Annotated in this window: 12 protein-coding genes; 9 read left to right on the top strand and 3 right to left on the bottom strand. The window is 47.9% G+C overall.

The window, feature by feature from the left end; all coding sequences use genetic code 11:
* The first annotated feature begins 101 nt into the window (after positions 1-101).
* The gene (locus tag IX95_RS18760; protein WP_081885464.1) at positions 102-851 is read left to right on the top strand and encodes a sulfite exporter TauE/SafE family protein; all 750 of its coding nucleotides are present in this window, start codon (positions 102-104) and stop codon (positions 849-851) included.
* Positions 852-895: 44 nt separating this feature from the next.
* On the opposite strand, the gene IX95_RS18755 is transcribed toward IX95_RS18760, so the two are convergent.
* The 3 genes from IX95_RS18755 to IX95_RS18745 all read right to left on the bottom strand — a co-directional run bounded on the left by IX95_RS18755 (position 896) and on the right by IX95_RS18745 (position 4,497).
* Positions 896-1,981 (bottom strand): AarF/UbiB family protein, encoded by a 1,086-nt coding sequence (locus tag IX95_RS18755; protein WP_038163032.1) that lies wholly within the window; start codon positions 1,979-1,981, stop codon positions 896-898.
* Positions 1,982-2,091: 110 nt separating this feature from the next.
* A complete protein-coding gene (locus IX95_RS18750; protein ID WP_038163025.1) occupies positions 2,092-2,991 on the bottom strand; it encodes a LysR family transcriptional regulator in 900 nt (299 codons plus the stop codon).
* Between the two features lie 57 nt (positions 2,992-3,048).
* Entirely contained in the window at positions 3,049-4,497 is a 1,449-nt protein-coding gene (locus IX95_RS18745; RefSeq protein WP_038163023.1) for a sugar porter family MFS transporter, read from the bottom strand.
* Positions 4,498-5,073: 576 nt separating this feature from the next.
* On the opposite strand from IX95_RS18745, the gene iolE reads away from it, so the two are divergent.
* The 8 genes from iolE to IX95_RS18700 all read left to right on the top strand — a co-directional run bounded on the left by iolE (position 5,074) and on the right by IX95_RS18700 (position 13,917).
* Positions 5,074-5,967 (top strand): myo-inosose-2 dehydratase, encoded by an 894-nt coding sequence (gene iolE / locus IX95_RS18735; RefSeq protein WP_006962651.1) that lies wholly within the window; start codon positions 5,074-5,076, stop codon positions 5,965-5,967.
* 148 nt (positions 5,968-6,115) lie between these two features.
* Complete coding sequence (gene iolD / locus IX95_RS18730) at positions 6,116-7,987, top strand: 3D-(3,5/4)-trihydroxycyclohexane-1,2-dione acylhydrolase (decyclizing) (protein WP_038163020.1); 1,872 nt, start codon at positions 6,116-6,118, stop codon at positions 7,985-7,987.
* A gap of 61 nt (positions 7,988-8,048) precedes the next feature.
* Entirely contained in the window at positions 8,049-9,224 is a 1,176-nt protein-coding gene (locus IX95_RS18725; RefSeq protein WP_038163018.1) for a Gfo/Idh/MocA family protein, read from the top strand.
* 26 nt (positions 9,225-9,250) lie between these two features.
* Entirely contained in the window at positions 9,251-10,243 is a 993-nt protein-coding gene (gene iolC, locus IX95_RS18720; protein ID WP_019274787.1) for a 5-dehydro-2-deoxygluconokinase, read from the top strand.
* Positions 10,244-10,362: 119 nt separating this feature from the next.
* Entirely contained in the window at positions 10,363-11,235 is an 873-nt protein-coding gene (locus IX95_RS18715; RefSeq protein WP_038163016.1) for a 5-deoxy-glucuronate isomerase, read from the top strand.
* 9 nt (positions 11,236-11,244) lie between these two features.
* On the top strand, positions 11,245-12,072 hold the full coding sequence (locus IX95_RS18710; protein WP_006962641.1) for a class II fructose-bisphosphate aldolase: 828 nt from the start codon (positions 11,245-11,247) through the stop codon (positions 12,070-12,072).
* A 93-nt stretch (positions 12,073-12,165) separates the two neighbouring features.
* Positions 12,166-13,011 (top strand): MurR/RpiR family transcriptional regulator, encoded by an 846-nt coding sequence (locus tag IX95_RS18705; RefSeq protein ID WP_006962640.1) that lies wholly within the window; start codon positions 12,166-12,168, stop codon positions 13,009-13,011.
* Between the two features lie 72 nt (positions 13,012-13,083).
* A complete protein-coding gene (locus tag IX95_RS18700; RefSeq protein ID WP_038163003.1) occupies positions 13,084-13,917 on the top strand; it encodes a sugar phosphate isomerase/epimerase family protein in 834 nt (277 codons plus the stop codon).
* Positions 13,918-14,014: the final 97 nt, after the last annotated feature.

Here is a 14,014-nt window from a genome sequence, read left to right as displayed (position 1 = left end):
TGACTTACTCATTAATGTATTGAAAATTAATGAGATAAGAGCATTTATATGTCTATTTCTGCTGTTGAAATCTGTATCGCCACCAACACCGGAGTATTGGAATGACGATAGTGACGGACCCGTGGTTTTACGCCGCAGCGATTCCCGCAGTATTGATCTACGGGATTGGCAAGGGTGGGCTAGGCGGCGCTTTAGGTATTATCGCCGTGCCTCTAATGGCCTTGGTGATTTCACCCACCCAAGCAGCGGCAATATTGTTGCCTATTTTGGTGGTTATGGATGCGTTTGCGGTTAAACAGCACTACCGAAATGCCGACTATGCCGTACTTAAGACAATGTTGCCTGGCGCTATTCTGGGTGTTGGTTTGGCGTGGGCATTTCTCAGTGTGACGCCTGAAACAGGCTTGAAATTGACGATTGGATTATTGTCGCTTGGCTTTTGTTTACAACACTGGTTGGGTGGCCGTTCGTCAAATGAAACTCCGGGTAAAGTCAGTGCTTGGTTCTGGAGTTCATTGAGTGGCTTCTCCAGCACGGCGATTCACGCGGGAGGTGGGCCAGCGAGCATTTATCTTCTGCCTTTACAGTTGGAAAAGGTACGCCTTATCGCAACAATGGCGGTGCTTTTTGCCATTATTAATCTTTTCAAGTTGATCCCTTACGCGGCACTAGGTGAGTTTGACAAGACGAATTTGTTGACCGCCTTAGTGCTGATTCCACTGGCGCCAGTCGGGGTTAAGCTGGGGGTATTCTTACTCCACAGAGTCAGCCAACAAAGAATTTATCAACTGTGCTATCTGTTCCTGTTTTTGTCAGGTGTAAAACTGTGTTGGGATGGAATCCTTGGATAAGCAGCCCCATCACTATTAAGTCGATGGGGCAAGGTATTCATCGGTTATTTTATCTGGTAGTTAAGCGCGAGCTGGTACTTTTTCGCGTAGTCTTCTAATAACTCTTGTTGGCTCTTATCGGCATTGCCATAAAACAGGCCGCCATGCTCAGCCAGATACTCATAACCATGCTCGATTTCTTCTTGCACAACATCGATTTTTTTCAGTGTTGCTGGTGTACAAGATTGGCCGTGCAAATCATCTTCAATATCCAAAACGTAAGAACGAAATGCTTCAAGCTTGAACTGTTGACTGAGCGCTTTTTCGTTATCCAATGCTGCTTTCCAGCGCTGAGCAATGGATTGAAAGTGAGTAATAACTTCGGGTAAAGCTGCCTTCAAGGTTAGCCACTGAATCTTTCGCTGGTAGCTTTCAAGCCCGAGTTGCTTGACGCTTTCATAAAGAGATAACTGATGTGCCGAGCTAAGATTTTGCTCTAGTAACCAGCCAAAGAAAAAACGCGTTTCAAAGCGTTCTACAAAGTGGAAAAGCGGGTCGTTCAATCCATTGCTGTTGAGTTCAGAGAGTGGATCAAACGGGTACATATAACCAAAATCGAATAGCCATAGCTTGCCTACTTTATCCACCAGCAGATTGCCACTGCACAAGTCCCATTCCATCAGACCATGTTGTTCACACGCTTCCAGAGTATTGAACAATTGCTTGATGATCGACGGAGTGAGCGTCTGCACATGTTCGCCTTCTATCCAAGGTGAAATCATAAACCCAAGGCGATAGTCGGCGTACAAAGTGGGTACAATATTCTGAAACAGAGCGGATGTGGTCGGGTCTTCACGTAATTGTTGGAAGCGCTGCCTGCGCTGGACTTCATTCAAAAATGAATACTGGCCATCTAAGTTTTTCACCTTGGCGGTCGGGCGACGCTTTTTCATGTTGTAGTCGCGGCCGTTGATACGCAGGTGGAAGACCTCAGCGGTCAGGCCTGAGTCAACAATCTTAACCACATAGGGTGACTCATCGGTCAGTGATATGAGCTCTTCCGGTGGCAATGGGCAGCGGCTTTTGTCGCCGACGATAAGCGGCTCGCCACTGAGGTCGAAGTCTTGTTGAGCTTTTTGTCTCGCGTTCATTTTTATTCCTTCTCTTTTTTGTTATCAGAAGGATTAAAACGCGAAGATGTACAAAAAACATCCTACTGACATGAATGTTTTTAGGGTGAGCTATAACGCTTACTTAAGCCTTATAGGGAGGAGCCCGTACTCCCGAGCAGGAAATCTTTGAAGCGGGTCACGAGTGGTGAGGCTTTTTGGGGAGGATGATAATAAAGATTAAGGCTCCAGATACTGGTTTCGTAATCTTCCATTAAAGGGACTAACGATTTGTGTGATATTGCTTCTTCGACAACAAACTGGGGAAGATAGGCGATTCCAGTACTTTTGAGCGCGGCTTTCAGGAGAAGGTCACTGTCGTTGACTTCGACACTTTTTGGTACCTTCATCTGCAAGGTCTCTGCGTCTTGTCGGAATATCCAATCGTTACTGCCGGTTAATGTCCTTGCGAATAAACAATGATGTTGAGTGAGATCCTGAGGGTGTAGAGGCTCACCGTGGCGCTGTAGGTATTCTGGTGAAGCGACAACGATAAACGGGCACTGCATCACTTCGCGCTTCACAAGTAGCAGGTCTTTTTCACGATACCCCTGAAATGAGGCATTGGCGCTGATCATCAAATCACACTCACTGGCATGATCTAAAGCCCAGGGCGTGACATTCAAATTGAAAGTCACGTCTGGGTTTTCAGTCATGTAGTCGGCGATCTTATCGATCAGAAAATGATTGGCGTATACGGGCGTAACGGCAATATTGATGTGGCCTTTGTCACTGGCCTGAAAGTCTTCCAACTTACGGCTAATGCGTTCAGCGTTATCGACCAGTGGTGAAAACTCATCGAAAAGAGTCTGGCCAGCCTGTGTTGCGGTAAGAAGTCGGTTGGAGCGGTGGCAAAGTGGCACGCCAAAATGATTTTCGAGCTCTTGCAACCAGCGGCTGCCGGCGGAAACACTGAGATTAAAATGGCGCGATGCAGCGGAGATGGATCCGGTTCGAATCACGTATACAAAAAAGGCCATTTTATCCAGCATGCGACTTCCTTATGCGCCAAAGCGAGCACCTGAGTGCTCGCGGTATTTCCATTATTTCTATACGTGTGCGCTTTCCTGTTGAGTGGTGGAGGGTTTGGCCTTGCCAAGCTTCTGAGCCATCACTTCTTCCATCTTTTCCAGCGCAACACCTTTGGTTTCTGGTACATATCTGACCACAAAATACATGCAGATCATAGAGAGAGCAGCAAATAACCAGAAGCTGAACCCGCCATTAAACTGCTCTTTGAGGAAGGTATTCTCATTAAGCATTGGGAATGATTGCGTGACGACAAAGCCTGCACACCACTGAGCACCGACGGCGATCGCCATTGCTCTTGAGCGGATACTATTCGGGAAAATCTCTGAAATCATAGTCCAGCACGCACAGCCCCACGAGGTCGCATAAGAGACTACGTACAAGCAAAGAGCAAACAGGGCAGAGTAACCTTCAGATTGGTTGTATACCACAAAACCCACATAGGTCATGCTGAGCGCGCAGCCAAGCGTTCCCCATTTCATTAACGGTAATCTTCCGACTTTATCGATCAGGTACATACCCAGCGCATTACCGAGAATAAACACGAGGCCAATAAAGGTGGTTTGGAATAGTGCGTTTTCTGTGCCGCCAACAATGGGTTTTAGGATCTCAGGGGTGTAGTACATGATGACGTTGATCCCAGTGAACTGCTGCGCCGCGGCAACAAAGGTACCTACAGCAACGATTGACAGCATGAGGGGAGACTTAAGGCTCACCTGGCTTTTCTTCACCACACGACTCGCCATCAAAGAGTCTTCAATTTCATTGATTACGCGCTGCGCATGTTCTGCATCAGAAATGCGGGTAAGGACCTGTTTCGCTTTGTCTTTCTGGCCTTTCAGCACTAGCCAGCGTGGGGACTCTGGAATGGTGAAAAGTAGAGCGCCAAATATGATTGCGGGGATGATCTCTGAACCCAGCATCCAGCGCCAACCCAGATCCTGAAGCCACATTTCTGTCATGCCTTTGGCAATCACAAAGTTGACGTAGAACACCACTGTTTGGCCGACAACAACGGATTGTTGAAACATACTCACTGCACGGCCACGAAAATCCTTGGGTGCGACTTCAGACATGTACATGGGTGAGACAACGGCGGCTAGGCCAACTGCGACACCGCCAACAATTCTCAACACAGTATAAAAGGTGAAAGTTGGGGCGAGTGCTGAACCAACGGCCGATATAGCAAACAAAATAGCGGCCAAGAATAAAGTTTTACGACGGCCATATTTGAGAGAGAACCAGCCTGCGCTGACCGCGCCAACAATACTGCCTAGTACCACGCTCGAAACCGCCCAGCCTGTTTGCGCAGGTGTTAGGTCAAAGTAATTTGTAATGGGCCCAATGGCACCAGATATGACCGCAGTGTCGTAACCGAAAAGGATCCCACCTAATGCGGCGACACAGCAGATTTTAATAATGTAGGCAAAGTTTCGTTGACTCTTATCCGTCGAATGACTCGATGACATGTTTCTCTACTCCTTTATATGAGAACCCGTCTCTCGCTCTACCATCGAACAGTGTGAGCTGGGTTTGGATGTTTGTTCACGTAATGGCAATTCCAGTTGGCTGCTGAGTGTCTTTGACGACTTATTAAAATGTTGCAGCTATGTTGGGTTTGTTAATGATAAGAATTTTTCATTGTTTCGGTTTTTTATCCTAGTCGTTCAAAAGTTGTTCGGGAAGTGCAGTTGATGTGTTTTCCGGAAAACTGTTACACAAATCAAATTGTGGAAAATATTTTTCAATGGCGACATTGGTTTTTAAGTGTCTGAATTTGTAGTATTTTATTTTAAATTTGAGCGGGGTCAATTTTATGCTTGAGGCCTTATTGTGATTACTGTTAGCAGGTTTTTTCGGCAGTTTGCAAAGGTTTTTTATCGTTTGAAAAATATTTTTCATATCATGGGTGTTGTTTTATAGTAAGCAGCAACTCAACGAATTGGTGCGATTGAACGAGAGATGAAAAGCATTTTTCAAAAAACACCGCTTTAGCGCTCTGATTCAATCCGTTTTTCGAAAACTTAAATCTTTGGAGTACAAACATGAGTAAGGTGCAATACGGAATTAGCCCACTGACCTGGACCAACGATGATATGCCTGAGTTGGGGGGAGAAATCCCATTGGAAACATGTTTGAGTGAAATGGCGCAAGCGGGCTTTACCGGTACGGAACTGGGAACAAAGTACCCGCGAGAGCCAGAAGTGCTGATCCCACTTTTAGAGAAGCATAATTTGGTTCTCGCATCAGGGTGGTACAGCGGTAACCTAATGACGCTTACAGCGGATGAAGAAATCGATGCTATGCAACAGCACATTCGTTTGCTTAAAGCCGCTGGTTGTAAAGCGATGGTGTATGGAGAAGTGAGCAACAGCGTTCATGGCGATATCGATACTCCGCTCTCACAGCGTGTCATCCTCAGCATGGAAGAATGGAAAACGTACGGTGAAAAGCTGACCAAAGTGGCGAAGTATCTTTTAGAAGAGCACGATATCAAGCTGTCCTTCCACCATCACGTTGGCACTATCTGTGAAACGGAAGATGACATCAACCTACTGATGGAGCTGACGGGGCCGGAAGTATTCCTAACGTTAGACACAGGACATGTGACTTATGGCGGAGGCAATCCAGTTACGATGATTGAGCGTTGGGGACATCGCATTGGCCATATGCACTTTAAAGATTTGCGTCTTGGCGTGATGAAAACGGCTCGTGACGCCGATAAATCTTTCCTCAATGCTGTGCTTGATGGCGTCTTTACCGTCCCAGGTACAGGTGATGTTAATTATGACGATGTCTTTGCTGCCCTCAAAGCGCGCAACTATGAAGGCTGGTTGCTGGTGGAAGCTGAACAAGATCCAGCCAAAGCTCATCCGCTCACATTTGCAAAAACCGCCTACGAAAATATCTCAGGTTATGCAGAAAAATACGGTTTATAACGGCTAACAACGTCATGCAGGAAGCACGCGTAAAGCAGGGACGCTTTGCTTAAATGCGCATCAAATATCAATGTGAATTAAAGGTCGACCCTGAGCCTCAAACAAGTGGCTTAACGAGGCTTAGGGACAAAACTAAGGACAGACAATAATGAAAACCATACGTCTTACGGTAGCAGAAGCACTGGCACAATATCTGGCAGCACAGAAAATTGAAGCTGACGGTAAAGTCGAGCAGTTGTTTGGTTGTGCATTTGCCATTTTTGGCCACGGTAATGTGACTTGCTTTGGTCAGCAGCTAAAGAATATTGAAGACAAAATTCCGACTTGGCGCGGCCAGAATGAGCAGTCGATGGCAACAGCGGCTATTGCCTACGCCAAGGCTAATCAGCGCCGTCGTATCGGTATTGCAACGTCATCTATTGGCCCTGGCGCAACCAACATGGTGACAGCAGCAGGGATAGCCCATACTAACCGCCTGCCAGTTCTACTTATCTCAGGAGACGCGTATGTCAGTCGTCTGCCTGACCCTGTTTTACAGCAGCCAGAAAACTTTTATGACCCATCCATCACCTGTAATGACGCTTTCAAACCGTTAACTCGTTATTGGGATCGAATCGTATCACCTTCGCAGTTGATTCATACTCTGCCGCAAGCGATTGACACTATGTTAGATCCGGAAACGTGTGGCCCAGCATTCCTAAGCTTACCTCAAGATATTCAGGGAGTAGCGTACGATTTCCCAGAAGTGTTCTTTGAAGAAAAAATCCACCGTATCCGCCGCCCTGAGCCTGAGTTAGCAGATTTAGAGGACGCAAAGGCTGTGCTGATGAAGGCGGAGAAGCCGCTGATTATTTCTGGCGGTGGCGTTCACTACTCACTGGCAACCGATGAGCTAAAAGCGTTCGCTGAAAAGCATAATATTCCGGTTGTTGAGACGATAGCAGGCCGCGCCACCATGCTGCAGGACAACCCACTGAACGCTGGTCCAATCGGCGTGACTGGCTCAGACTCAGCCAACTACATGGCTGCACATGCTGATGTGGTACTGGCAATCGGTACGCGTCTTCAAGATTTTACAACCGGGTCGTGGAGCGTTTTCCGCAATCCAGACATGAAGCTTATCGCGATGAATGTCGCCCGTTTTGATGCGATTAAGCACCGAGCACTGGCGGTAAAATGTGATGCGCAACGTGGCATGGCGCAGCTGTCACAACTGCTGGGAGACTGGCGCAGTAGTGATGACTGGGCGTCGACGGCCAAAGCGCAAGCCGACGAGTGGAAAGCGGTCGTTCAACGCCGTACTAACCCTCAAGAAGGCGACTTGCTACCAGGCATGTCTTCTTATGCAGAAGTGATTGGCAAACTCAACAAATCCATGCAACCCGGTGACACCGTTCTGACTGCGGCAGGAGGTTTACCTGCTGAGCTGGCTATGAACTGGCAGAACTACCAGATTGGCAAGTTTGACATTGAATTTGGTTTCTCTTGTATGGGGTATGAAATCGCAGGGGGCTGGGGTGCGAAAGTCGCAAATCCAGACAACGACGTAGTCGTGCTTGTCGGTGATGGCTCCTACCTAATCCAGAACTCAGATATCTACTCGTCCGTTCTGACGGGTCACAAGATGATTGTGGTTGTGTGTGACAACGGCGGATTCGCCGTGATCAATAAACTACAAACCAACACAGGTAACCAGTCATTCAATAACTTACTGGAAGACTGTCGACGCCCTGATGGTGAGCTGGCACGTGTGGATTTCGCTAAACATGCGGAAGCGCAAGGCGCGATCAGCGAGAAACTGACCGACATTGCTGAGTTTGATGCTGCGTTCCAGCGCGCTAAAGAAGCGGATCGCACCTACGTCATTGTGGTCGATATCGATCCTATCTCTCCTGCAACTTGGTCTAAATGCGACTGTTGGTGGGAAGTTGGACTACCAGAAGTGACTCGCAGCGAAGAGACCGCCAGCATTGTTGCGGAGTGGGAAGAAGGCCGAGTCAATCAACGTCGTGGTGTCTAAAAAGTTATTAGTGCATTGTTAAGCCGCCCTGAAAAGTGTGGCGTTAAGAAGGAATTGAAACATGTTTAATGAAGAGCGTCGATTTGAACAACCTATTCGCTGGGCGATGGTCGGAGGAGGGCGTGGTAGCCAGATTGGCTATTCTCACCGTAATGCTGCGCAGCGCGATGGCTTATTTAAGTTAGTTGCGGGTGCATTCGATTTGGATGCCGAGCGTTGTCGTGATTTCGGCACCAATTTAGGTCTGGATAGCGATCGTTGCTACTCAAGCTATAAAGAGATGTTTGCCGCCGAAGCGCAGAGAGAGGATGGTATTCAGGCAGTATCAATCGCAACGCCGAACTCGACTCATTACGAGATCTGTAAAGCGGCGCTGGAAGCTAATCTGCACGTGGTGTGCGAAAAACCTATCACCTTTACTGTGGCTGAAGCCGAAGAACTGAAAACCATCGCAGCGCAGAACAACCGCGTACTTGGAGTTATGTACGGCTATACGGGCTTCCCTATGGTCCAGCAGGCGCGTGAGATGGTTCAACGTGGTGATTTGGGTGAGATACGTGTTGTAAACATGACCTTTGCGCATGGTTTCCACAACATTGAGCATGAAAAGAATGACCCTGGCTTAAAGTGGCGTGTTAGCCCTGAAGTCTCGGGCTCTACCTACGTGATTGGTGACATTGGTACACACGCTTTTTACCTGTGTGAAATGATCACAGGACTGGAGGTCAAACGTCTGGCTTGTATGCGCCAAAGCTTCATCGAATCACGTGCTCCTCTGGAAGATAACGCTCATGTAATGATGGAATTTGAAGGCGGCGCAGTAGGCACTTTGTGGGCGTCTGCAGTTAACTCGGGGGCTATGCATCAGCAGAAGATTCGCATCGTTGGCGAAAAAGCATCCATTGAGTGGTGGGATGAGCATCCAAACCAGCTTAAGTATGAAATTCAGGGTGAGCCACCACGTCTATTAGACCGTGGTATGGGTTACCTGCATAACGACGCAGAGGGCGTGGCCTCGAACCGCATTGGCGGTGGTCATGCGGAAGGTTACTTCGAATCTTGGGCGAACCTTTACCACCGTTTTGCTCTCGCGTTTCAGGCGGCGAATAACGACGATCAGGAAACTCTGGCAAACCTATGGTATCCGGGTATTGATGCGGGTATCGAAGGGGTTCGTCTGTGTGAGAAGTGTGTTGAATCCGCTGACCAGAATGCCACTTGGGTTGACTACAAATAGTCCAGAGATCACAGAGAGGGAACGATATGACCAAGATTGCTATCGAACACGATCGTCAACTCGATGCCATCGTGCTGGGACGAGCTGGTGTGGATCTCTACGCGCGCGAACTGAATACTGATATTCAGGATATTTCTGGATTCAACAAGTTCGTGGGTGGCTCTGCAGCTAACATTGCGGTTGCGGTAAACAAGCTCGGAGGCAAAGTCGGTTTCATTGGCTGTGTGGCCAAAGACTCGTTTGGTGATTACGTCAAACACTATATGAGTGGTTTGGGGATCAATCTGAACGGCATGATGACGGATGATTCTGGCTCACGGACTTCAGTTGCATTCACCGAGATGAAACCTTCCGACTGCGACGTGCTGATTTATCGTAACAACGCGTCGGATCTGACGCTCAAACCAGAGCAAATTGACGCTGACTATATTGCCAGTTCTAAGGTGTTGATTGTCACAGGAACGGCGTTGGCACAAAGCCCGAGCCGAGAGGCGACGTTACTCGCAATGCAGTATGCAAGATCCAGCGGCACCTTGGTGGTACTGGATGTAGATTACCGCCCATATTCATGGCGCACAGACGTTGACGCTTCTATCTATTTTGGTATTGCATCTCAACTGTCAGACATCGTGATTGGTAACCGTGAAGAGTTCGACATGATGGAAACCGTTGTCGCACCGGGTAATAAAGATGATGACGCAACCGCGCAGCGGTTCCTGACGGGCTCAACTCAGGTCGTCATCATCAAAGCCGGAGAACTCGGCTCAAAAGTCTATGGCCGCGATGGCAGTTACTTCGAGCAGGGGATTTTCCCAGTCGAAGTGACCAAGCCATTTGGTTCGGGTGACTCTTTCGCTGGTGGTGTCATCTGGACACTAGTCAACGGCGGTGAGCTGGAACAAGCGGTCAAACATGGCTCTGCTGCCGCAGCGATCAATGTCAGTGGCACCAGTTGTACGGAAGCCATGCCAACCAGAGAAGCGCTGTTTAATTTTATTGAGACCAGAGAACAACGTTAAGTGTCGGAATGCCACTAGCGTCTTAGGTCTTGCCGGGCCAGTGTGATCAATAATGATCACCGACTACCTACCATCGTGGCCCGGCTTTCTTTTGGTCAGTCAGTATTAAAGGAAGAACAATGGGAAAGCATATTCCACCTTTTGATAACCACAATGAAGCGATTATTGATGTCAATGATGACACTACGCCGTTGTGTTATTTCAATCACGTTCGCCTTGCTCAGGGTGAAACGTTCGATTACATGTTAGGCGACTACGAAACGGTTGTCGTTCTGGCTGGAGGCACTTGTAGTGTCACTGTCACTGAACAAAACGGGCAAACGCACGCTTTCGACAATATTGGTCAGCGTGAATCCGTCTGGACAGGTAACCCTGAATCCGTCTACGTGCCTGTGGGTATGACAGCCAAGCTTGAGTGTGTCAGTGACCATGCAGATATCATGATCGCAGGTGGTCGATTTGAAGAGACACTGTCTCCGTTCTGCGTTCGTCAAAATGATGTCGATATCGTTCAATACGGCTCAGACGATACAAAAACACACCGTAAGATCAAGCACGTACTAGGGCAGAGCAATGCGGACAAGCGTGGTCGCCTACTGGTGAGTGAGTTGTTTACGGTTGGCGCTGGTGGTTGGTCGGGCTTTCCGCCACATAAGCACGATGAAGACCGCGTCAAAGAAGATGGCAGCAAAGAAACCCTTTATGAAGAGGTGTATCAGTTCCGCTTTAATCCGGACTTCGGATTCGGTGCTCAGTTTCTATATGAACATGAGGATGACTTTGGCCCGGTTTACCACGTGCGTACTGGCTCTGTCATAGCGATAGACAAAGGCTATCACCCGAGTGTTGCTGCCCCTGGTTACGAAATGTATTACTTCACGATCATCGTGGGTAAGACATCTAAGTCACTGATTCAACACTTCGATCCGCATCATGAGTATCAGGTTGAAACCATTCCGGGCATCAAGGACATGATCGCCAAATTCAAATAGGGAGCTTTTATGCTGGTTAATTTAAAGGATTTGCTGCCGGAAGCGGCGGCAGGGGATTTTGCTGTTCCTTGTTTTAACGTTTTTGGCTATGAAGACGCCAAAGCGGTTGTTGAAGCGACTGAGGAAACCAATCGCTCGGTCATTCTGGCGTGCAACAAAGACGTGGTGGATTTTTACGGTGTTGAAACCGCGGCATCCATGTTTCTCAATCTCGCTAAGCAGAGCAGTGCACCAGTTTGTTTGCACCTTGACCACACTTACGAGGAAGAGATTGTTTTCCGTGCACTCAAAGCTGGCTTTAGCTCAGTCATGTTTGATGGCTCGCAATTAACATTGGATGAGAACATCCGTCGTACGCGTAATGTCGCGCGTGTTGCTCATGCTTTGGGAGCGAGTGTTGAAGGTGAAATCGGATCAGTGCCTTATGAAGAAGGCCGTGATCACATTAAGTCGATATACACCAGCCCGCAAGATGCCCAGCGATTTGCTGAAGAAAGCGAAGCAGATTGTGTCGCGATATCGGTCGGTAATATTCACCGCCTTACTCAGCCTGTCTGCGAGATAGATTTTGGCTTACTTGACCAAATTGCTGCGCAAGTTGATATTCCACTGGTGATTCACGGCACCAGCGGTATTCGTGAAGTGGACATGCTCAAGCTTAAGCAGAGCCGCGTCGCCAAATTTAACATAGGCACTTGCTTGAGGCAGGCATTTGGTCATGGACTGCGCGACTTGCTCAATCAGGAGCCGGATAAGTTTGATCGCTTGTACTTTATGCAGAAAGTCATACCTGCGGTAAGACAAGAAGCAATCCGAAATTTTGAAATTCTGGCTTAAAGTATTTCCAGAATAGATAGCTTGATGTATTCAGTTGTGCACCAATCAGTTATTATTTGAATTAGAAAAGCTTTTCGAGGAGAAGTGCAGGGTATGACAGTGGAAAACAGCCAGTTGGAATTGGTTCCTGCGGATTTAGATACACTACGTGATCGCGTGGTAAAGCGCTACGATAGGCTCAGCCAGCGTTTACAGCAGGTAGCGGATTTTGTGATGGCCCAGCCCATGCTGGTGGCCGTCGAAACTATGGCGACCATTGCCGAGCAAGCGAACGTGCCGCTCTCTACTCTGAGCCGTTTTGCCAATACTATGGGTTTCTCAGGCTTTAGCCAGATGCAGGCGTTGTTCCGCGAGCAGTACCTGAATCGCCCGCGTGATTATAAAGAGCGTGTGCGACAGGCTCGTGAGCACGATGATATGGCATCGGACTCGCCAGCGGCAGTGTTCCAAGACTTTGGCCATGCCAATGTTGAAGCTATTGAGCAGTTACAAATAGCCGTTTCTCCACAAAAACTCGAAAAAGCGGTCTCTCTGCTTGATGAAGCAGAAACCATCTACATTCAAGGCATGCGCCGCGCTTATCCGGTTGCATTCTATCTCTGGTACGCACTGATGAAGTCAGACAATAACGTGGTCTTAATCGATGATCATGGTGGTATGCTGAAACCTCTGACAAAGCGTATGAACAAAAAAGATGTCCTGTTGTGTGTGACATTCACGCCTTACGCGCCGGAAACCAGTGAATTGGTGGAAAATGCGCACGAGAAGCAGGTGCCTATCGTTGCTATTACCGACAACCAAATGACGGAAAATGGCAGCAAGTACGATGTTTGTTTTGAAGTGAAGGAAGGGGAAGTCATGGGTTTCCGCTCGCTCAGTAGCTCCATGTATCTGGCACAAACTCTGGCAGTCAGCCTGATGTGTCGGGAAATCGGTTAATTCTCACTTAATCGAAGGGTCACGATCCTCTGTGTGGCCCAAAATCTTTCAGACTCCCAATAAGGAGCTCTTATGCGTTTTGCTCTTCATGGCATGTGCTCGTTGCACAGCAACATCCTGTCCGATATTCGCCTTGCCAAAGAAACCGGATATCAGGGATTAGAAATCCACACGGAAAAACTCTGGCGTTATATTCATGCTGGATTTACCGCTGAGCAGTTTAAATCTCGCCTTGACCAGTTTGGTATCACGCCCAGTGCGATCGATATTATTGGTGGTGTTGAAACAACCGACAAAAGCCAGCAGAAAACCTTGTGGAAAGAGACAGAAACCTTGTGTCAGTTTGCAGCCGATATTGGTGCGCCGACCATTCAGCTTAACGCCTTTGAAGGGCTGAACGGGCTCAGCGTCGAAGACAATATTCAACTGACGGCACGAAACATACGTTCCATTGCCGATATTGGCCGAGATTTTGGCATTCGCTTTCAATACGAAGGTGCGGCATGGACACCCATCGCTAAACTCAGTGATTGCCTCAAATTGCATGATGCGGTGGCTAGAGACAATTTTGGTTTCGTGCTTGATATCTGGCATTTCTGGGCCTGCCGCGGCGCATCACCAGAAGAGTTCGCCTCGTTGGATTCATCTCTCATTTATAACGTCCATATTTCCGATGGCAAACGTCCTGAACCTAATCAAGAATGGCCTGACGAAAGGCTACTGCGCGGTTACTTACCTGGTGATGGCGATATCCCGCTCGAGGAATATCTTAATGCTATTCGTGCCACTGGCTATGACGGATTTTATTCCGGCGAGTTCCTAAATGATCAACTGTGGGAACATGATCATCATGATGTCGCATCCGCGATGTTAGAGCGTATGAAGAGCTTACTTTTATCTGGCTAGTCGTTTCAGTATTTGAGCTACTTTGGCTATTTGTTACTCAGTCCACAAAATGAATATTTCAAACTAAAATATTGGTGAAATAATTATTTCATTTGAT

Source organism: Vibrio sp. B183 (genome assembly GCF_000740665.1).
Taxonomy (GTDB): Bacteria; Pseudomonadota; Gammaproteobacteria; order Enterobacterales; family Vibrionaceae; genus Vibrio; species Vibrio coralliilyticus.
The sequence above is the reverse complement of the archived record's forward strand: the minus strand, read 5'-3'. Positions and strand labels throughout refer to the sequence as shown.

Excerpts from the sequence above, each read along its gene's own strand:
- IX95_RS18750 (WP_038163025.1), bottom strand. The coding sequence starts at position 2,991 with ATGCTGGATAAAATGGCCTTTTTTGTATACGTGATTCGAACCGGATCC.
- IX95_RS18715 (WP_038163016.1), top strand. The coding sequence starts at position 10,363 with ATGGGAAAGCATATTCCACCTTTTGATAACCACAATGAAGCGATTATT.
- iolE (WP_006962651.1), top strand. The coding sequence starts at position 5,074 with ATGAGTAAGGTGCAATACGGAATTAGCCCACTGACCTGGACCAACGAT.
- IX95_RS18755 (WP_038163032.1), bottom strand. The coding sequence starts at position 1,981 with ATGAACGCGAGACAAAAAGCTCAACAAGACTTCGACCTCAGTGGCGAG.
- IX95_RS18710 (WP_006962641.1), top strand. The coding sequence starts at position 11,245 with ATGCTGGTTAATTTAAAGGATTTGCTGCCGGAAGCGGCGGCAGGGGAT.
- IX95_RS18745 (WP_038163023.1), bottom strand. The coding sequence starts at position 4,497 with ATGTCATCGAGTCATTCGACGGATAAGAGTCAACGAAACTTTGCCTAC.
- iolD (WP_038163020.1), top strand. The coding sequence starts at position 6,116 with ATGAAAACCATACGTCTTACGGTAGCAGAAGCACTGGCACAATATCTG.
- IX95_RS18760 (WP_081885464.1), top strand. The coding sequence starts at position 102 with ATGACGATAGTGACGGACCCGTGGTTTTACGCCGCAGCGATTCCCGCA.
- IX95_RS18725 (WP_038163018.1), top strand. The coding sequence starts at position 8,049 with ATGTTTAATGAAGAGCGTCGATTTGAACAACCTATTCGCTGGGCGATG.
- IX95_RS18700 (WP_038163003.1), top strand. The coding sequence starts at position 13,084 with ATGCGTTTTGCTCTTCATGGCATGTGCTCGTTGCACAGCAACATCCTG.
- iolC (WP_019274787.1), top strand. The coding sequence starts at position 9,251 with ATGACCAAGATTGCTATCGAACACGATCGTCAACTCGATGCCATCGTG.
- IX95_RS18705 (WP_006962640.1), top strand. The coding sequence starts at position 12,166 with ATGACAGTGGAAAACAGCCAGTTGGAATTGGTTCCTGCGGATTTAGAT.